Annotated in this window: 14 protein-coding genes; 3 read left to right on the top strand and 11 right to left on the bottom strand. The window is 42.0% G+C overall.

Annotation, left to right across the window (positions count from 1 at the left end):
- Positions 1-61 precede the first annotated feature (61 nt).
- The 3 genes from MKY98_RS03320 to MKY98_RS03310 are packed head-to-tail and all read right to left on the bottom strand — an operon-like array spanning position 62 to position 7,076.
- A complete protein-coding gene (locus MKY98_RS03320; RefSeq protein ID WP_208332381.1) occupies positions 62-2,419 on the bottom strand; it encodes a beta-galactosidase in 2,358 nt (785 codons plus the stop codon).
- Between the two features lie 21 nt (positions 2,420-2,440).
- Positions 2,441-3,727, bottom strand: coding sequence for a cellulase-like family protein (locus MKY98_RS03315; protein ID WP_069010918.1), 1,287 nt, complete (start codon positions 3,725-3,727; stop codon positions 2,441-2,443).
- Positions 3,720-7,076, bottom strand: a complete 3,357-nt coding sequence (locus MKY98_RS03310; RefSeq protein WP_069010917.1) for a DUF5107 domain-containing protein — start codon at positions 7,074-7,076, stop codon at positions 3,720-3,722. The genes MKY98_RS03315 and MKY98_RS03310 overlap by 8 nt, the downstream gene beginning before the upstream one ends.
- A gap of 136 nt (positions 7,077-7,212) precedes the next feature.
- On the opposite strand from MKY98_RS03310, the gene MKY98_RS03305 reads away from it, so the two are divergent.
- The gene (locus tag MKY98_RS03305) at positions 7,213-8,094 is read left to right on the top strand and encodes an AraC family transcriptional regulator (RefSeq protein ID WP_069010916.1); all 882 of its coding nucleotides are present in this window, start codon (positions 7,213-7,215) and stop codon (positions 8,092-8,094) included.
- Positions 8,095-8,209: 115 nt separating this feature from the next.
- A complete protein-coding gene (locus MKY98_RS03300; RefSeq protein WP_029515905.1) occupies positions 8,210-9,184 on the top strand; it encodes a bile acid:sodium symporter family protein in 975 nt (324 codons plus the stop codon).
- Between the two features lie 271 nt (positions 9,185-9,455).
- Here MKY98_RS03300 and MKY98_RS03295 read toward each other — a convergent pair whose 3' ends face one another.
- The 4 genes from MKY98_RS03295 to MKY98_RS03280 form a co-directional block, all read right to left on the bottom strand.
- Positions 9,456-9,896 carry a MarR family winged helix-turn-helix transcriptional regulator gene (locus MKY98_RS03295; protein WP_069010915.1) on the bottom strand — a complete coding sequence of 147 codons (441 nt, stop codon included), beginning with the start codon at positions 9,894-9,896 and terminating at the stop codon, positions 9,456-9,458.
- Positions 9,897-10,523: 627 nt separating this feature from the next.
- Positions 10,524-12,005: a glycoside hydrolase family 32 protein gene (locus MKY98_RS03290; RefSeq protein ID WP_069010914.1), complete on the bottom strand. Its 1,482-nt coding sequence runs from the start codon at positions 12,003-12,005 to the stop codon at positions 10,524-10,526.
- An 11-nt stretch (positions 12,006-12,016) separates the two neighbouring features.
- Positions 12,017-13,252, bottom strand: a complete 1,236-nt coding sequence (locus MKY98_RS03285) for an MFS transporter (RefSeq protein WP_029515908.1) — start codon at positions 13,250-13,252, stop codon at positions 12,017-12,019.
- 198 nt (positions 13,253-13,450) lie between these two features.
- Positions 13,451-14,434: a LacI family DNA-binding transcriptional regulator gene (locus MKY98_RS03280; RefSeq protein WP_029515909.1), complete on the bottom strand. Its 984-nt coding sequence runs from the start codon at positions 14,432-14,434 to the stop codon at positions 13,451-13,453.
- Between the two features lie 743 nt (positions 14,435-15,177).
- Between MKY98_RS03280 and MKY98_RS03275 the strand changes: the two genes are divergently transcribed.
- Positions 15,178-15,750: a DinB family protein gene (locus MKY98_RS03275; protein ID WP_069010913.1), complete on the top strand. Its 573-nt coding sequence runs from the start codon at positions 15,178-15,180 to the stop codon at positions 15,748-15,750.
- A gap of 239 nt (positions 15,751-15,989) precedes the next feature.
- Here the strand turns inward: MKY98_RS03275 and MKY98_RS27025 are convergent, their stop codons facing one another.
- The 4 genes from MKY98_RS27025 to MKY98_RS03260 form a co-directional block, all read right to left on the bottom strand.
- On the bottom strand, positions 15,990-16,163 hold the full coding sequence (locus tag MKY98_RS27025; protein WP_080658577.1) for a DUF3970 family protein: 174 nt from the start codon (positions 16,161-16,163) through the stop codon (positions 15,990-15,992).
- Between the two features lie 6 nt (positions 16,164-16,169).
- Positions 16,170-16,448, bottom strand: coding sequence for a 3'-5' exonuclease (locus MKY98_RS03270; RefSeq protein ID WP_080658578.1), 279 nt, complete (start codon positions 16,446-16,448; stop codon positions 16,170-16,172).
- A gap of 324 nt (positions 16,449-16,772) precedes the next feature.
- Complete coding sequence (locus MKY98_RS03265; RefSeq protein WP_069010912.1) at positions 16,773-18,107, bottom strand: erythromycin esterase family protein; 1,335 nt, start codon at positions 18,105-18,107, stop codon at positions 16,773-16,775.
- 81 nt (positions 18,108-18,188) lie between these two features.
- A complete protein-coding gene (locus tag MKY98_RS03260) occupies positions 18,189-19,346 on the bottom strand; it encodes a serine hydrolase domain-containing protein (RefSeq protein ID WP_069010911.1) in 1,158 nt (385 codons plus the stop codon).
- Between the last annotated feature and the right edge of the window lie 579 nt (positions 19,347-19,925).

Raw genomic sequence — 19,925 nt, 5'->3', positions numbered from 1 at the left:
ACATTTTTATACTTTATACTAAAAGTACCCACTGTGCGTCTCTGAACTTACACTTCCTGGGTTATACGGTGAGTCGAATTTCATACACAGGCACGATGCTGACTGCGCCGATATCTACGATACGTTCCTTTGCCGTCTCTTTCCAGCCAGCCATAGTCGTATTGCTGTTGAGAACCTTACCTTTTCGTATTGGGGAAACATATACGTACAACCCTTGCTCGATGAGCCGATGCTCAAATGCTTTCAAGCCTATTTCCCAGGTCGTATGGTTGCAGAAATTATCGTTGATCAGTTCGCCATCCATAAAAGCATAACCGATATCTCCAGTATAATCGATACGCAGCAGAGCTTCCTTAATTCCGTGAAAGGCATCTATCTCAAAATCAATAGTAAGTTTATCGTCATTTATTTTTTTCAAATTGAAATGAATTTCTCGCTTAGGAGCCTTTAAACGATACGTTTTAAATACATTGTTTTCTGTTATGTCTAGCAGCTCTCCACCAGTAATAGATGTGATCGAGGCGTCGAAATCAGGGAATACACTCAGGGATACCATTTCTTGATCCGTCGATTCCAGCCTTAGATCGCCCTCATATACAAGTACATTGGCATTGGTCAAAATGACTCTGTCCCGGCCTTGCATGTTTACCTTCCAAAATGTAAGACTTTGCTCATCAGTCATCGTGTAGATGGCAACTTTTTTGCCACTTTCAGATACCAGATGGATGAGACTATCGTCCTCTTCAGCAACCTTAATGATCGTGTTCCCATCCAACTGCTCTATCGAGCCTTTGTCGATTGTGGCACTGATGATATCTTTTGACTCAATTTCATATCTTCCCTTCATCCCCTCTGGTACAAAGAAAAAGTAGTATACTTCTCCATCTTCTTCTATCCTTGTTATCAGCTGTACCGTAGCATATTTGAGCTTCATTCCATCTAAATTAAAGTTAAATGGCAATATAGCGAAACTTTCACGTCCTAACATCAGCTCACCTTGACTAGGGATTACAATCGTTTCCTCGGGCAGTTCAATGCTCACATTAAAATCGCACAGGTCGTCATTTTCGACATGGTCTTGGAAATTATTTAGAAACAGATAACCCGATCCAGCACTGGATCGCACTGCATATCGTAACGTATCCACATCATAAGGGTCCATCTGGGACGTATCCCCTGGCAGAATAGTCTTTGTTAGTGAGAATTGCTTTTGGAACGTTGAAAAAAAGTAATGCTGCAGCTTTGTTCTATGGTACGATTCCCTTACTTGACCGAATTCGCCGATCATGGCGTTGAAATCATAGGAGATTTTGGGGGTGGCTAGATCATTGGTGAACGGGTTAACCTTACCCCGAGGATTGGAACCCCCATGATACATGTAATATCCGATCAGATTACAGCCTTCTGCAACCTTCATGACAGTCATTGCTGGAACACTGCGGTAGGGAAATGCGAACCGATATTTATAAAACTGAACCATGCCGCCACCCATTTCACAGCAAGCGTACGGATAGTCTTCAGGTGCGTATTGAGGCTCGAAATTGTAACTCTCTGGAATCTTGTTATTATGCTTGTCGCGGAAAATGTATTCCGGTGTCGCAGGATGCTCGTCCATCCCCTCCAAACGTCCCTCTTCGTAGTAGATCCATGGCCAATAGGCATACCCGCCCCATAACGGCAGCATATCAGGTACAGGAGTTGTTGCTCCTCCCCATCCTGTGCACGTATAGATCGGAGTATCAATCCCCGCTTCCAGAGCTATTTCTTTAAGTTTTAACATATGCGAGTTACCGTCACTTCCACTGTTTAGCCACATATCATTAATTCCTACAGTCAATGCCCACTGGGCAGATGAATGATGATGCTCGTTTTCGATTTGGGTGCCGATAATCGGCCCCCCCTCCTTATATAACAGCCCTTTAACCTGGGTACCGATTTCGTTATACAATCTTCTTGTATAGAACAGATACCCCTCATCATTAGAACGAACCTCAAATGGTCGACCGAATAACCAATCTGGCATACCGCCGTTTCGAATTTCCCCATGATCAAAGGGACCGATCCGAATGATGGAGTATACCTGATGTTTGCCGCACAACTCGATGAAATGACGAAGATTCTTGTTCCCACTCCAATTAAAAACACCTTCAACTTCTTCATGTAGGTTCCAAAAAATATAAGTGGCAATGATGTTTACGCCGCCCATTTTTATTTTAATAATTTCGTCTTCCCAATAGCGTTCATCATAACGGGCATAATGGAATTCACCACAAATACCGAAAAAGGGCTCTCCGTCCTTCTCCATAAAATAGTTGGTGAATCCGATCTCCTCTCCTTTTGGGTTGGTGCCGCCAAGTTTGATATGTCCTTTAACAATATGCTTCTGATCGTCTTTAACCGCAACTCGATAGTTTCTCATGGAGTTCACTCCCCTCACTCGTTAATCTGAATTCAGGATAAATTGGTTCCACTTGCGCTGCCAAGCGATATCATTCCAGAATGGATGATGGGGAGCGCAGTTAGAACAGAGGGTCATTCCCCAGAACCCAAGTGCCATTCCTTTTCGCAACACATATTCAGCGATAAATTTGCCGACTGGGCCTTCTTCAAATTGGGCATGCAGCGGCGTGTAGCCTACATAACCTTCTCCTATGACAATTGGAATGCCGGGATGACGAGTCCATTCATGAATCTCTTCCAATCGGGTGTCGGCCTTCTGCAACATGGCCATTTTATGGTCTCCATACCGATCGTACAAAAATAAATCCCATTGATCGGGATCTACCCAGTCGTGCAAATAAATAAGTCTCATGCCGACTGGATTGCCTTCCATCCGCCAATTCTGCCCCGGAGGCAGGGTCCATTTTGCAAATGGAGGAGCGTCTTCTCTTAATAGGGATTGTACGAATGGATTGGGGAACGGCGCCAACTCATCATAAAGCGCTGCCGCTTCCATAAGCTCATTGAGCACCCCTTTAATATATAGGTGAAAATGGGCCACCTGCATATTGCGCGCGACGTAAGCCTTGGGGTAGGCTTCATTTAACGTATAACTGGCTGTCATCATCATATCAGGATGACATTGGCGAAGATATTCTATCGCTTCTTCTACGTAGGGCTGCATGGCTTCAATAAGCGCCGGTACATTCGTTTCGGCTATGCCTTCAGACGTTCCGACGGCGTTTAACTGCCCAAATTCCACTTCGTTATGCAGCTCTGTATAGATGATCTGACTCCTGTAGCCTTCTGCTGTGACGAAACGGATCAACTGATCCATTGATTTTGCAATGGCCATGAATCTCTCCTTAGGAGGAATTGCAGCTAGTTCATCTCTAAGCTCAGCATGAGCCAGAAAGCTGGGACTCTGCTGATATTCCCAAGAGGATAACATAATGTAACAGTTATGAGCCTTTGCTTGTTTGAACAGTTCGAGCAAATGAGCATGCCCGTCCAGTACTGCGCCTCCACGACAGTTATACCAACGCGTACGCTGGCCTACTTCCCCAAGGTTAGCAAACTCCAAGGGTCCGGGGCGTTTGCCATCCGCTGTAAACAACATGAATGGCATTGCACATATTCGGATCGTATTGTAGCCTCTTTCGACCGCTTCTTTAAAACGGGCTTCCAGATCGCTGTAGGGCTCACCTTCCTGTGTCATGGTATACCAAGAAAAGTCCCACATGGTGATCGTCAATTTGCGCGGTACAGTTCTCATGAGATTACTCAATTGATTTCCCCTCCCAGCTCCAGTCCATATGGTTCAACGCTCCTTGATGGTTAGCTTCTAGCTTAAGCACCGATTCAAAATGCAAGATGGCTTCGTCCTGTCGCCCTAATCCAAGCAAACCAAGTGCTTTCATATAAGTACAATGAACCTGATTACGAATATTCAGGTCATCTTCAAAGATGAGAAAGTCGGGTAACGAGACCGCGAAATAATCCATTTTCACGGGTTCGAATAAGTATCTATCGGCGTAATCAATGAGCTTGTTGAATCGACGATTGCCTTCCTTCGCATAACCAAGTTTCCGCCAGGCCAATCCTTGGTAAAATATCATATCTGGCTGTTGATCGTTATAATACATGGCATTAATGGGTTCCCCCAGTCCTTGAGAGGCCGTGGAAAAGGCCTGTCTTGCCTCATCTGTTAATTTCAATAGCTCATACGCGCAGCCCAAATAATAATAGATATCGTTATCTTGGGAACCCTCTAGCTTACCTTCGCCAAGATTCTCTGGATACACTAAAGCCTCCCGCAGCCCCTTTACAGCCTGTTCAATCCGCCCAGACCTCAGGTCGGACTTGGCAAGCTCTACCTTGGCCAGCCTATACTGTCCCGTTACCTTCCCCTCTCCGCCTTCCCATGGATGAAATATTCTCCCTGTCAGCAAGGACAACGCTATCTTATGCTGCTTCATCGTATTGTGAACGGTTACATATTCTAAAAACAGATCATCGCGAAGCTTTATGATTCCCGGATAACTCTCCATTAGATTCAATCTGTCGTTGGGCTTGATGTTCAGCTTCCTATACAGCTGGTCAAGCTCATAAAGAATACGTGCGTCTGAAGTATTGCACGCAAAGGCCTGCTCTAACGAATGGCGAGCCTTCTCTACTTGGCCTTGTTTGTTAAAATATCCAAGAGCAAGATTACGGTGAACAACGGGGTAAGTATCGTCAATGGAACGAGACATTTCCCAGCTGGAAATAGCATCCTGATGCCGTTTCTTATCATAGAGTAAATTACCTAAGTAATAATGCGCCTTGTCATCCTCCGGTCTTGTTCGAATTGCAAATTGTAACACATCCAACTCAAACAGACGGTTAGGAAAGCAGTAATCGGGTACTGCATCTGCGGCCTGAGCGAGAGCATTGTTCACCTGCTCAAGCTTGCCGATTTTAGCATAGCAGAAGGCCTGAACGTAATACAGCATAGGGTATGTTTTTGCCTGCTCTGGAGCTTCTTCCAGCACACATGCTGCATCCTCATAGAGTCCTGCCGCCGCATAGTCCGATGCTACCGCTATATAGTTGTGCACATCTCCACGCATCCATTTTTCCAGCTCTTCAAAGACCGTTTTAGCATCATCTCGTAACCCGAGAGCCTCTAAAGATAATGCTTGCTCACGGTAAGCTCCAAAATCGGCGATATCGAGCTTCATCGTTTCCTTGGAAAAGGCTATTGCTGCTTCGTTCCTGCCGAGCTTACGAAGAATAGCCGACTTCAGGTTGCGTGCCTTGTAATTGCGAGCATTTCGGATTGTCGAGCGCTCGACGAGTTCCAATGCTTCTTCATAGTTCCCTTGTTCTGTCGCAATCTGTGCCAGTGAGAAATACCCGCTGTCTTGCCATGCCGCACTCCATACTGATTTATAAAATGCAGCGAACGCCTCATCCATCCGCTCTTGGTGTTTTAGCGACAAACCAAGCTGGTAGTAGGCCTCACCATCATAGGGATTAGAGTTACGCCAGGTTATCCGCGAGATGGCTTTACGAAAGCACTCTTCACTTTCTGCATATAACCCTCTGCGAAGAAGCAACGTACCATATGCCATATTTATACGGCTGTCATTCTTATCTCTTTTCAGGCCCTCAAGGTAATACGCCTCAGGCTCAAAGGTAGCATGACGGTATTGCCCCAAGTGTTGTCCTGCTAAATACAATTCTTCGTTCGTTCTTAATTCCTCCGGTTGTGGCAGGGGGTCGGCAGCAGCCGGCATCTGCTCAACTTCCTTTTGCTTAGGCTGGTAGCTAATCAGCTCCCTTCCGGTCGCGTCTTTGACGCTTAAGCATAGATCATAATCCTCATCCTCAGCCAAAATAACTGTCTTCTGTATCAAGGCCTTATTAGGTGTCAGATCCAAGGTTTCTTGAATATAAACTTCCCGCTGGCTGCTTAATTCCACAACAGCCTCGCAAAATGACGAAGTTACATAGACGCCAATCTGTACTGTCCCTTCGCTGCGATTTAATTCCAAACTAACGGCTGCGTCAATTGAAGCGTTTTTGACCATACCAATATGTTTGTAAGGCATAAAATACTGCGAGAACGTCTTTTCTTCATACGGCTGAAGCCAAGTGAAATCTGGTTGATTATCGGTATACACTCCCGTCATCAACTCGATGTAGGGGCCGTCTTCATCTGTTAGATTGCGGTCCCAAGCTTGGCCGAATTCGCCATTTCCCCATGTCCACTGCTTTTTCCCGGGAGAGATGTGATGGTTGGCCACATGCAAAAGCCCAGCTTGTTTCATATGGTCGTAACCACCTATGAAATTGTAATCCGATTTATAGGCCATATATGAAGTGGGAACAGGAATATTTTTGTATCGGGAGATATCTACGCCTTCAGAATAATCCATTTTATAATAAGTGCCTGTAGCAATCGGGAAACGGGATACATCTCGCTTTCCATGGTCGAACACGGCTGATACGTCTGGAGGAAAAACAGATTGCGTATGCTCATGTACTGCTACGGCTGGATTGGCCCACCATAAAAATGTTTGAGGCTCGGCAGTCCGGTTATATAGCTGGGCCCCCACTTTAAGGTATGCCTTATCCGGTTGAAGTGTAAAACCAGCTGTTACTTTCGTGCCGAACATACGATCAATTTCGCTCACCCATACCGTTGCGCTTCCGTCGTCGTGTTCTTCCAACTTGTATTCAACGGGTCCGTAAGTGTTGGGACGGTGATGCTGCGGCCAGTTGAACTCAATGCCTCCAGATATCCATGGTCCCAATAAGCCCACAAGCGCTGGTTTGATGACCCTGTTATAATAAACAAAATCATAACCGTTGGTCTTGTCGACCGCACGATAAATGCGTCCTCCCAGCTCTGGCATGATCTCAATGCGCAAATATTTATTTTCTAGGAAAACTATTTGATAATTTTCAAGTTTCTTCTCATCCTCAATTTTATCAATGACCGGATGCGGATACACTCGACCGGAACTTCCCTGATAGACACGTTTCTCCAGAAACATTGGATTTTTGTCGGGTTTGCCAATTCCATACGTGGGGATCTGCACGGTTTGCTCCCACACGCGTGCCCTAGCGTCGAAAATGCTCAATTCCATCACTCCCTCATAGTCGCTCTTATATTCAGAGCTTACAAGTAAGCGACATTACAGACAATTGACAATCTACTGTTTATGATGGACTATATACGTATTTCATCATTAGAGCCGCCTAAGGCTAGGAGATGGATAGATTATGAATAAGAAAGCTGATGGATTTGAGGGTGAAAAGTTATATGTCGTTCCACCCTATATACTGGATAAATTAAATATGAATCCGCTTACAAAAAATCTATATATTACGGATATAGGCTGCTTCAGCCATGCCCGCCATCATTTTCGTGAAAGAATGCACGGATGTGACTCTCATATATTCATCTACTGTACCAGCGGAAAAGGTTGGATACGAACAAAGGATGGCCTAACGATTGACATGACAGAGCGAGGCTTTGCGTACATTCCCAGAGACATGCCGCATGCTTATGGGGCTGACCATAGAGATCCTTGGACAATTTACTGGTTTCATCTTAAAGGGGACCAAATGGATGATTTTATAGCATTGTTTGAGCCTTTTAAAACGTATATTTCGATATCTGCCAGTGATGGAGTCAAACTACTGGAGCTATTTCATCAGTGTTACGACCTTTTATTGAATAAATCATACTCCATTATACATTTAGTTCAAGTATCGCAAACTGTCCGTTATCTGCTGAGTTTTGTTGTATCGGTTGCATTTCGCAAGGAAGACAGTACGTACCAGAGTCATGTGGATAAGGCAACACGCTATATGAGTGAACAATTGGAATCCACCGTTTCGCTTGAGCAGCTTAGTCGGCATGTTCAGGTATCCAAGCAGCATCTGAACCTGATATTCAAGCAATCCACCGGCTACTCTCCTGTCGATTACTATTTAAGAATGAAGATACAGAGGGCCAGTCAGCTTTTGGATTTGACGAATGCCTCTATTAAAGAAGTTAGCATACAACTCGGTTTTAGGGACCCTTACTACTTCTCCAGACTATTCAAAAAAATAATGGGCTGCTCTCCTTTGGAATATCGAAATAATTTGAAGGGTTAATCTATGTTCATCAGGAGCGTTCAAATTTGCTTCTATCGGGCTACCGCAAGGTCACAGATCATTTACGAATCACGGGTGCAAGGTCTATACTTAAGGTTAAAAAAGGAAGTTTTGTATGCTCCTCACGTTGAATCGTAGACTAAATGCAGCTATGCCGCTAATTACACCAATCAGCATTCTAATTGGCGTCCTAATCGGTACGCCGTTGTCAGAATATACCGAACTCTCTCCCTGGCTGTTTGCATTCATGACCTTCGCGGGCAGCATCAGTATGGGGTTTAAGGATTTTGTCCATGTGATCAAGCATCCTGGTCCGCTGATCGCCTGTCTGTTTATTCTTCACCTGGCCATGCCGCTTCTCGCCATGATGCTGGGACATCTGGCCTTCAGTGATGATCCTTACACGATTACTGGACTTATTCTTGGTGCAGCTATCCCTACGGGCATTTCCAGCTTCGTGTGGGTCAACATCTATAAAGGCAATACAGCGCTGACATTGGCGATCATTTTAATTGATACGATTTTGGCCCCATTTGCCGTGCCGGGCATCATGTCCCTACTGATCGGAGCGGATGTGCAGCTCGATACCTGGGCGATGATGCAGAGCCTATTCTGGATGATTGTCGTTCCTTCGCTAATCGGCATGGTGTTGAACGAATGGACCAAAGGGAAGATCAAGCAGGTATGGGGACCACGGCTAGGACCGTTCTCCAAGCTGGCTATGGCTCTTGTCGTCATGATTAACGGATCTGTCATTGCGCCTTATCTGGTCGATTTTAATCTTAAGCTTGTCGGAGTATGCCTATCCATAATCGTCCTTGCCTCCACTGGATATGCGATCGGTTATCTGATATCAGGACTGATGCGGTGGAATAATGCAGACCGTACGGCGCTTGTCTTTAACGGCGGCATGCGCAATATTAGCGCGGGAGCCGTGCTTGCCATCACCTATTTCCCGGCCCCGGTAGCATTGCCCGTTGTACTGGGGATGATTTTCCAACAATCCACAGCATCTCTGGTCGGGTTTCTGCTGAGTCGTCGCGACCGCGGCAACGCCAAGGAAAAGCGCAATACGGCCTCTGTTTCTTAAGCAAAGGGGGTTAGCGGTGGTTCCAGATGATAAAACTCCTCCTTATGAGGAGGAGTTAGTTTCGGAAGGGCGTTTCTATACGTACATGGTTGAAAGTCTAATTTAAATATGCATGTGCAATCATGCAAATGGTCACTTTCCACTTCATAACATTACTATTGAATCGTGTAGGGTAATAAACTTAGCTTCCGTAAAGAGCCTTTCGCGGCACAACGTTCAAGCCATATATTACCCTAAGGAAACTAAGAACGATATACACAGGTCGCAAAGTCTAAAACAGCTTTTGCGTAAGATTTTGAAATTGTGACTTCACTCCATCTTTCTGAAGTTCTGATTGTAACACCTGATTAAAGGTTTGAAGTGCACGCTGGAATTTATTTTCACCTAATTCCGTAATCCGAGTATACACACCTCGTCGATCATCCTCGCATGTATGTCTTTCTAAAGCCCCGCAGTTTTTGGCTTCCATTCTAACTACGAGTCTCGATGTCGCACTCTGACTTAAACCCACCAATTCTTGAAGTTGCTGCAGTCGTAATTTTTTCTCCTCAGAATTGGATATGAAACCCAAAACATAAAACTCCTTCAAAGATAAATCATAATTTTGTAGTAGGGCTTGTTCTAACTTATCATTTAAAGTGGAATGGATGTGAGACAAAGACAACCATACATCCAAAAGTTCGTTTTCATGTTGCAAGTTAGACCACACCATTCTATATTAAAGTATTTCCACTAAGTTTATCCTATTGTAACAAGCTTAAATGGAATGGTCAAAACCCATACCCTATTTTGAATATTACAATCCGTCGTCACCGAACCAGCATGCAAATGCAGCATAATGGTTCTCGTTTCAGAGTGGCGATTTTATTGACAGTAACTATATTCCAATGTACATACATTGCTGCAATTAATCTTAAAAATGTGAGAAAGCGAATATATCAAAAAAAGAACACGTCAATCATGGTGGTATCTAACCATAATCGACCTGTTGAATGTAAAGGAATAGCATTTTCAAGTGAGCGGTAACAACATCATGACGAAATGGAAGAACAACGTAGATCGTAGCAAAAGGAAGTCAGACAACAAATTTTCACATGTAGCCTTTCAAAAAGACGACACTGCATATCCAGTGTCGACTTGTTAGTGTTATTTTTAATTGTTTTTGTTTCGAAGCAACTTAATAAGGTGAACTTTGCAAATAAAACTCTTGGCCTGAACCCTGAAGACTTCTCGAACCAGTCCCTTGGGAATTCCCCCCTTCAGCCACTCTATCAAGATATATATAGATTCCATATCCTTTTACTGTATACATAATATGAACTGCAATCTTTTCATTGAATTATTCGGCTTGCCATATATCTTTCAATTTCCAATATGTCAGCCCATTTACTAGCGCCTCTCCACCCTCTGTTATGATTTCTATGCCTAGCAATTTCTCACTCGGATAGATGCGACTTGTCATCGTAGCTTGCCCTTCATTCGCAAACATTTCAATGGATGAACGATCCAGATATACATGCAATGTCAGCTGTCCCTCAGCATTGAAGGCTGTTTGACGTACTCCATCTGTCTTTTTACCTGATTTAGAACAATTAAGCATTAGTTTCTGCTCCGGAATAGAATATGTGATAACCGTTTCTTCTCGACCTGCTCCACGAAACTTCAAGCCTACCAGGTCTGCACTTGACTTCGTGAGGTCGAACACTACCTTAACTTCAAGCAAGTCCTCTTCAACTTCCTTGAAGTAACTTCCAGAAATAGCGCCATATTGATACAAAACATGTTTACTTTGACGAAGTAACTTCATTTCTTCAACTGGAGTCATCAGTACTTTATTATTGTCACCCAACGTAATTAAACGCGGGATCGTCATTGCTCCACACCAGCCGTCTGCTTTCGTCGGCATATCCGATTCCCACATATCCATCCAACCAAGCGCTATGCGGCGACCTTGATCATCTAGAAAAGTTTGAACCGCATAGAAGTCATGACCAGTATCCAACTCGATGAACTCTCCATGCTTATATTCATTACTATCATAATTATATTCGCCAACATAATATCCCGTCTGGAACAAGTTATTGTACTTATCTCCTTGCGCATCAATACCTTGTGGGGAGAACATAAATATATGCTTACCGTTCAGTTCAAAGAAATCAGGGCACTCCCACATGAAGCCCATATTCTTATCTCCCTGCAGAAGCACACCATGATAGGTCCAAGTCCTAAGATCAGGAGATGTATATAGAATAACACGCGGCAGATCTTCTTTCGTGCTGTTACCTAGGATCATGTACCATGTATCCTCATGCTTCCATACCTTCGGATCACGGAAATGCTGTGAGCTATCAGTCGGAGGTTCAGCGATTACGGGATTCTGCCTTAGTTTTGTAAAATGAATGCCATCTGTGCTTACTGCCACATTTTGATTTTGGAAAAAGATATTGTTTGGTTGATCAATATAGTGATGACCAGTATAGATCAATGTCAGTTCGCCGTTATTATCTACTGCGCTTCCTGAGAAGCAACCATCAAGGTCACACGCATCTCCAGGCGCTAATGCAATCGGACAATGCTCCCAATGTACAAGGTCTTTACTCTTCACGTGGCCCCAATGCATTGGGCCCCAGTTCTCATCATAAGGATGATGCTGATAGAAGGCGTGATATTCACCTTTGAATTGAATTAATCCATTTGGGTCGTTAATCCAGTTTGCTGGTGCCATAATATGATAACCTAATCGGTACCGCTTGTTCATTTTCGCTTCTGCCTGTTTCAATGCTTCCTCAGCTTGCTTCGTATTGTTATTATATGTGTTCATCTTTCTTCCTCCTATGCTGTTTCAATATGCTTGTTAGGCTTGGGATCCAGCTTTTTCGGTTCTTTCTTTAAGGTAAAGATTGAGATTGTTGTAAAGACAAATACGAAAACACCCATAATCACGTACGTATTTGCAAAACCTCTAATGTCATAAGACATACCGGCGATTGGCGAGAAGATCGAAGCTCCTACCTGACTCATAAACTGGAATCCCACCAGATACAAGATCGAAGACAGACGCGTATCGAAATTTGCAGCCAAGTACTTAAATACGGAGATCAGCATGATTGGCAGTTCCAATGCGTGAATCAATTTCATAGCTGAGATTCCATAAGGTCCAATAACTAAGCCTGAACCCATGATCCGGAACGCCATCAAGAACCCTGCCAATATTAGACCCTTTTTTGCTCCAATTTTGTTGACAATGAAAGGCGCTAAGAACATCATGCCTGCTTCCAAGAACACTTGTAGGGAATTTAAGTAACCGTAAACTTGATTGCCTAATGCAACCGTTGAGAACGTCGATGAAAAGTAATTCGGGAACTGCTGGTCATACACATTGTAAATACAGGTAACACCAAGAACATATAAAATGAAGAACCACAAATGCTTATTTGCAAACAAATGGCCGATTTGCTTAAAGTTAACGGATTCTGCTCGCTCCATCTCGGAATCTGTCATTTCAACTTTAATTGTCATCATAATGATAAACAGAACGACAGCAGATACTGATGCAATCCAGAAGTTAATGTTAGGGTTGATATTAAAGAGCTGACCAGCGAAAAACGTTGCTGCTGCCCAACCTAGCGAGCCCCACATACGAGATTTTCCGTATTCAAAGTCATATTTTCGGCTGACTTTCTCGACATAAGATTCGATGGCTCCAATCCCTGCCAAAAAAGAAATACCCAAGTATAATCCACCTGCAATGGCACCGAGAAATACATTGTATTGAAGTAACGGCCCATAGATAAAGATATAGAAAGGACCAACAAATAAGAGCAAAGAACTGATTAGAAATAAAATATGCTTCTTTAATCCGATTTTATCAGATATATAGCCATAAAGCGGTTGCATACATAGCGCAAAGATAGCGTTTACAGTAAAGATAACACCTGTTTCAGCACCATTCAGACTGATTTCTTGCCCTAGCCAGATGGAGAACAATGAATAACTTGCTGACCAAGTAAAGAAGAAAAAGAAAAAATAGGCACTTAGTTTCCAGTACATGCTCTTTGACTTTCTCATATCGAACGCTCCTCAAGTTGAACATTTAATGTAAATGAAAGCACTTTCGTATTTACAGATCGATTATATGTCAACCGCTTTCATATGTCAACCGCTTGACATATTTTCGAAAGAAAAAGAGCTCTCCTCTTGATTTCAATTACTCTAATAAGGATAGCTCCACCTTCTATCACAATGCTGAAAACTATGGAAACTGTATTAAGCCGTACTAGCTTCAATCAGTTTCACTGGTAGATAGGTTTCTCGCGGGACATCACTGAATCCACCTTCAATTTCTTTAATAAGTAACTCTATGGAAGATCTGGCAATCTCCTGTATTGGTTGCTGAATTGTCGTTAATTCAGGGAGAAGATTGCGGGTTGTTTCTGTTCCGTCATATCCAATTACGCGAATATCTTCAGGAACACGTTTTCCTCTTCTTCTTGCTTTAGCAATAAAAGACGCAGCCACCAAGTCATTACTCGCAAACAATCCATCTACTTCAGGATGTTCATCGAGCAAGCGTTTAATCGGTTCGTCGTGATTCTGTTGGTGGAAGGGATCATGTACTTCATAGGTAATTGCCTTTCGACCATACTGCTCCATCACATCTTCATATGCTTTTCTTCTTAAGCTTGCTGGTGTTTCCAATTCAACAGGGCCATTTATGTGTAAGATATGCTTGCACCCTTTTTCAATAAGTAGTTCTGACGCCAGTTTTCCACCCATATAATTATCCGATCCTACAACTGGGATTGAATCGGATAGGAAGCGATCGATCGCAATGACGGCAATGTTCTTCTGTTCATAATTTACGATACCCCGATTGTGTGTACCAACGATAATACCGTCAACTTGATTTCGCATAAGCATATCCACATATGATTCCTCTTTATCCAGCTGATTCAAACTGTTACAAAGCAACAGCTTATAGCCTAATGACGCACAAATATTCTCTATATGAAAAGTCAGCTCTCCGAAAAATGGGTTGCTTGTAGTTGGAATGATTAATCCAATCAGATTTGTTCGTTTACTAAATAATGACCGAGCCACATCATTTGGAAAGTAATTTAGCTCTTGCATCGCTTTATGAACTTGATCCTTCGTTTCTTGACTGATATAGCCACGATTATTAAGTACGCGAGAAACCGTAGTCGGTGAAACTCCTGCTAATTGTGCAACATCGTTAAGTTTTGGTTTCATTGATTCTCCCTGCCTTCTCTCCATGCCATATCTCTAATTTTTTTCATTTTAACATGGTTAAATGTTAAAAAACATGCTTGAGCATTCTTATGGATTATTCTTCAGATTTGTCTCCCTCTAAGAATCTCCTTGGCGACAGAAGAACTGGTCAAAGAAGACGCTAAAAAACAAGGATATTGATATGATAGCGAATTTGTTGATCATTACATCATAGAAATGAGCAAAAATCCTCCTGAAGAAGCTTACACCGTATTGCCTGCGGCTGTAACCATTTCGTCGAATCGTGCCACTGCTTAATAGGCTCTGTCATAAGATCATTTCAATTTTAATGATAATGGAAAACTAAAGCCTAAGCAGTCTCATTTCCCCAGATGCATGTCAGATGATAATTCAACGATCATTTTCATAATTAATGGAAACTCATTGACTCGAAGTTGTACTACTTCTTCATTGTCAATTGTTAGCGAATAATAATTTTTTAGACTAAACATTAAAGAACTAGACTGAGATAAGTTATAGACTGGCGACGCGTGGCCCGCATGCGCGGCTGCAGTTGCGCTCTCCAGCTCTTCCGGAATGAAGTCCAGCTTTGCGATCGGCGCGCTAGCGACTGCGCCCGTGTAATTAGAAAATATAGTCTTAGACTGGAAAATAAAGTATTGAAGATATAAACTACGAATATGCTTTTTTCTTGAACCCTCTCATATGATGAGAGTAATTCAGTATTCGAGGAGATGATCTTGATGAACAAGAACATAGGGATTAAGGATACTTTGGTAAGGTTCGACGAGATTTCGAAGCATTATGTTCGGGAGCTGGACAAGTATAGTCTGGCGAAACTGTGTCGCAAGCCAAGCGAAAACGAATGGTCGCTTGGGCAAATGTACCTGCATCTGCCCCATTCCACGATGAACTTGCAGCTCCGTCTTGCGGAGCAGTGCATGGCGCTGGGTGGCGGCAACGAGGAGGGCGACGGGAAGACGGAGGCCGGCCATGCCGTGTTTGAGCAAGGGAGCTTCCCACCGGTTCGCATTCAGGTACCGGCCGACTTGCAATATACGCCCCCACAGCCAGAAAGCAAGGAGCAGCTTGTCGCCAAGCTGGAGGAAGCAAGGCGCCGCATGCATGAGATTGGGGCGTCGCTACAGAACATAGACCCAGAGCGGCTGCAGCGAAAGGCGACTCATCCGGCTGTAGCCTTCGGCGCGTTAAACGCGGTCGAATGGTTCACGATGGTGGAGATGCATTACCGTCATCATCTTCTTCAAAAGGAGCGGCTGGACGCTTTCTTACAAACTGCAGAGTTATTAGGCTAACAGGACACGATAGTTGAATGTTGACCACAACAGCGGCCAGTCTAGGAATTTATTTTCGCGTCCTTATCTGCCGCTGTTGCATTTATCGGATCAGTCTAAAACTTTATTTTCTTCGGACAATAAAGTTGTATACCGAAATCCAACATTTGTAATTTTGATTCTTTTATCAATATATAAAAATATGTACGTTAAAATGGGGTAATACCAGCGAAATTGATACAAACCGCAATTTGTTTCCTCTAAGCTTTTAGAGGCTGATCGTTTGGACTGCTTACATCAACATAAACACGAACATATTCACTGTTTCTGTTCTGATAAGCCTTTGAACGCTTCAGCACTCTGTAATAGTCCTCGAAGTGCTCCAAAAACTGATCAATCTCTTCAGGTATTCCTTCAACCCGTATTTTTAGCATCCTCTTTTACAACTCTTCTTTTAGCGATGAGCTTGGAGCATTTTCAACCATTTCGTTTGTGATTCCGTGGATGGCGGTCGCTTCTTCTGGAATGAGGGATACCGGCTTGATTAACGTTTCAAAAAGAGGATTTTCGTCAAGATCAATAATTGCAATCTCTACGATCTCAGAGTCGCCATCTAAACCGGTGGTTTTCACATCTAAAATGATATATTCTGATTTTCTTTGGCTAACTGAACGGTTCGAGCTTTTTGTATTGCTGCTAGTTGTTTCTCTTATTTTCACAAAAAACCAAGCTGACGATTATAAGATGGACTTTTTCTTGTACAAAAAAGAGTCTGCCCTTGGGCAGACCCGATACAAATGAACAGACTCGTGCAAGTTGTGCTCAGTCAGATTGAACCTGCAGGATAGAGGCTGTTTCAATTCGGATTTATTTTGTTAACTTGATAATAATGTGCTTCTACCCAACATCGTCTCTAATTCGAAAACATTTATTCCATCTAATGATCTTTTAATGGAATAACCTAGCTGACATTTTTAAACACCTCTATTGACACTTAACACTATCATCAATACAACACTTCGTTAAGCCACATTATTACAAATTTATTGATGTAGTTGAGATGGACTCACTTTTTGAATTTGAACAAGTATATCAAACGTTTTACCTAATGATATATCAACAGTTTTTGGTATAGCAGGGCCTTCTTTAGTTATTCCAGCGAAAATTTGATGTTGTTCGTTTAACCAAGTTTTTGTCACTCCGTTCGCCTTACGTAAATCAATAAAAAATTGATCTTTTTTGACCTGTCCAAAAATGTAATTATAACTGTTTGGATCATCTGATTTTAATATTCCATATGGGCCAAATTCACCATCATTATTATAAACATTATATTGTCCTTTATAAACTGATGTTCCAATAGATACATACCGTTTTCCATAATATTCTGCTAAATGCTGCCCAGCTACTTTAGGGTATATAAATGGAATCATATTTGTTTTCGAAACGTGTCCATTATGTCCCCAAACTATGGTTTTCCCTAAATGTTCTTCAGTCCACTTCGCATTTTCATACATTGCAATATCATGTTTCAAATAAAAATCCGATGGTTTATCAGGGGATGTTCCTCCTAACATTGTAGTAAACTGTTCAATAATACGAGCATTTTGTTTTATCCATGCGAACTCTTTGGATTTTCCGTTCAGATAACTTTTATTTTGTTCTAATAAAGCACTGATTTGTTTAGCATCTGAAATATACTTTTCTTTTTCTTCTTTTGTAAGGCCCTCAAAAGTAGTCATATCCTTTGTTACAGGAATGAGACCTTTTATCTTCTCTTCTACTCTAGGCACAAGATCTGAATTGTTTCTTTTTATATATTCTATTATATTATTATAAACATTCTCGTTTACTGATTGAATGTCCATCCCAATGATACGCACTTTAGATTTATGTTCTGGATTAGCATTATATTGTCGAATCCAACTAAGTAGATCTAACATTTCTTTTGTGTTAAATACAGGTGATAGATGTTGGCTTGGGTTTCCCTTACCAGTAAGAACATATCGATCAAGCTCCAGAGCTCTGTCCCATCCCTCTTCTAAAACTAAGTTGATGAATCCCTTTTCAGATACTAAATAATTAACAATGCGTTGTTTCATTGTAAAAACTTCATGAGCCCCATGCGTAGCTTCACCTAAACCTACAATTGAAGCTGAACCTACCATATTCTTAAGTGGTTTTAAATCATTAAAAGATGCAGTTGGATTAGTTGTTTTTAAAGGCTTTGCATGCATTTCTAACCATTCCGTTATTTGATTTGTATTGTAGGGAGCTGTAACAGAAACTCCTGTTTTCGAGTCTGCATAAGTACTTCCTACAAAATTAGTCAGTATTATAGCAAAAACACCAAGTGCAATAATCATTTTCTTTTTCATAATACCCTCCTAAAATACTTACTTGTTAGTTTTTTGACATGCTCTAAGGAGCCCAGTTTAAACCATTTTTTTCTTTTTTTCCTACTTGCTAAATTCAGCAAGTAAAATATTTTTAAATGGATCAGGACTATCAGCTTTAAAGCTGTTCAAATTGACGACCAATGTATGCTTGCCTCCAAGTGTGCCACCAGCAAAAGTGGTAAACCCTAGAACTCTACCTTTGTGTCCCCATATCGAGACACCGTTTGGAAGCTTAGTTTCAAAGATCCCAAGACCATATCCGGTTCCTTCTCTATCTGTAGGAACTGTAGTAAGCATTTGTTTTAGTTGCTGTTCCTTCAGTAATTTACCACTGAGTAAGTAAGAGAAGAATTTGTTTAAATCGTCAGCAGTAGAAATCATATCTCCATCCGAGCTACCTGGGTTAATATAAGTAACGTCTTTTAGCTCACTTGCTCCGTCTAGTTGGAAATAGCCACGGGCATGCTTGGTGCCTGGAATCACGCTTGAATTGCCAGGTAGGAATGTATTTGACAAATCAAGCGGTTCAATAATCCGATTTTCAACCTCTTCCGCATAGCTGTTTCCAGTTACTTTTTCAATAAGGATCCCCAGTATTACGTATCCTGTGTTTGAATAAGACCAACCCTTTCCTGGGGCAAAGTCTGGGGGAAGAGAAATCCCCATCTTTACGAATTCTTCAGCCGTATACGATTTTTTTGTATCCGTATAATCAAAGTCTTTTGAATTTACATAGTCAGCGATACCACTTGTATGATTCAATATCTGCCGGATAGTAATTTGGTTACCATCATATCCGTTTCCTTGAATGACACCAGGTAACCATTTTTCAATGGAGTCGTCTAGATTCAAGCGGTTCTCTTCAGATAATTGAAGTAGAACTGTTGCAATGAATGTCTTCGTTACACTACCAATGCGAAAGCGAAAATCTGTTTTCATTGGTTTCTTGGTGCTCAGGTCCGCTAACCCAGCGGCATAACTCCATGTTTTTCCACCCTCAGAAGTTTTAGCAAGTATCCCAGGATATCCAAGTTGCAATGTATCCCGCATTGCTTCTTTGACGGAATTACGTTCACTTTGAGTGCTTGTTTGTAACGGACTAGATACATTTTGAATGGACTCCGCTTTTACAATTGAGGTTGGTGTTGTGTATAACAGAGAACTTCCAGCCATTAAAAGGACTAAACCTGTAGATGCAATTTGACAATGCTTTTTCATAAAGATATTCTTCTCCTCTATTCATATTGTATCGGCAGTTATTTGCTGTTTTAGGGCAAGAGTGGATTTGCAATTATCTTTACTCATTATTATTTTCACAAACGCTATTGTGTCCTAACAAACGGTAAATTCCTTTTTTTTCACATGTATGTTAACCCTAGAAATTACTTCTTTTCCTTAAAACACTCTTGTTACTGGTTTGTTTTTCATAAATAGGTCATACCTGTTTCCCCTTTCACGCCTCTTTATTTTTTTATCATACACAATGAAAATCTCCCCTCCTCGTTTATTGTTAATGTGTTAAACTGCCTCTATGATTCTAAGTATTTTTCTGTCACATACAGTAGTGTCAAAATGTCACACTATTAAAAATCCTAATATTATTCGGAGTGAATATCTCAATCCAGATGTCGCTGTCAGTGAAGCTGGTGATTTGGCTGTGTCTTATTCGTATTCCCAGTTGCTCCATAACCTCTCTTACCGGAACTCTTGCCAATCTCAATTCAATCGCTTGCATTTTTCTAGGGGGTAACTCACTCTCGTTGCCAACGTAAAAACACCTCCAAGGTTATCTCCATA

Source organism: Paenibacillus sp. FSL M8-0228 (assembly GCF_038007385.1).
GTDB classification, from domain to species: Bacteria; Bacillota; Bacilli; order Paenibacillales; family Paenibacillaceae; genus Paenibacillus; species Paenibacillus polymyxa_D.
This window is presented reverse-complemented; position numbering and strand designations above follow the sequence as displayed.